This window comes from Kitasatospora sp. NPDC024654, from assembly GCF_055559155.1.
The window spans coordinates 1-1,136 of the sequence record NZ_JBVHLF010000026.1 but is presented as its reverse complement, the minus strand read 5'-3'; the positions used below and the strand labels follow the sequence as shown (position 1 = coordinate 1,136).

At 68.6% G+C, this 1,136-nt stretch carries 1 protein-coding gene; it reads left to right on the top strand.

Going from position 1 to position 1,136, the window contains the following annotated elements:
* Window positions 1-157: 157 nt before the first annotated feature.
* On the top strand, window positions 158-934 hold the full coding sequence (locus ACZ38L_RS17475; protein ID WP_465694022.1) for an HAD-IIIA family hydrolase: 777 nt from the start codon (window positions 158-160) through the stop codon (window positions 932-934).
* Window positions 935-1,136: the final 202 nt, after the last annotated feature.

The following is a 1,136-nucleotide window of genomic DNA, read 5'->3' as shown; positions in this document are numbered from 1 at the left end:
GTTTTTTCTCCTTTTCCCCCCCTCCCCCCCCCCCCCCCCCCCCCCACCCTCCCCCCCCCCCCCCCCCCCCCCCCCCCCCCCCCCCCCCCCCCCCGGCCGCCATCCTGCCCTTCCCGCCCCTGTCCTTCGGAGGAGTTGACCGTGACCCCGCCGGGCCGTGCGCACATACCCGCTCGCCGCCGCGTTACCCCTGCTCGATGTCGGCCGTCTCCAGGAATGGGGCCGGATCCTCGCCGACCGGCTGCCCGCAGGCCAGCGGCTGCTGGTCGCGGGTAACGGCGGCAGCGCGGCCGAGGCCCAGCACCTGACCTCCGAGCTGGTGGGCCGCTTCCGTGCCGAGCGGGCTCCGTTGTCCGCCATCGCGCTGCATGCTGACTCCTCATCGGTGACCGCTATCGCCAACGACTACGGCCAGAACGAGGTTTTCGCCCGGCAGGTTCACGCGCATGGCCGGCCCGGCGACCTCGTCCTCTTTTCCAGCGTCGGACCACCGCTGCGCGCTCTTCAGGACGCCGGTGTCGCCCTGCTCGTCGTCACCAACCAGAGCGGCCTTGCGCGTGGGCTGTTCAACGAGGATGATCTGGCCGCGATGCACGAACGCCTCAAGGAGCTCTTGGCCCGCGAGGACGTAAGGCTGGACGGCATCTACGTCTGCCCTCATCACCCGGAGGGTTCAGTCGCCCGTTTCCGGACGGTCTGCGCATGCCGAAAGCCCTCCCCAGGAATGATCTATCAAGCCGCCCATGACCTTGACCTCGACATCGGCCAGTCCTGGATGGTCGGCGACTCTGCTTGCGACATCGAGGCTGGCTATGGAGCCGGAACCCGCACGGAGCTCGCAGCCAAGCTGCCGCAAGCCGGTGTTGCAGCGCACCTGCGCGGGGCGACGACAGCCGACGTGCTCGATCAGGTCTGGCGCGCGATCAATCGCTGATGCCCCGCAGGAAAGGTCGTGATCGTGAGCATGCTGAAGTTCGACTGGGCGGAACAGATCGCGGAGCAGGAACTGGGGTTGAGCTTGCCCCGGCGTTGGGCGCACTCAGAGTGCGGTTCGCGCCGTAATGCCGGGTTTGGCGTCGCTCGATGGGGTGACATTGGGGCATCTCTGCCGGTCAGGCATTCGAGATTCGCTTGAG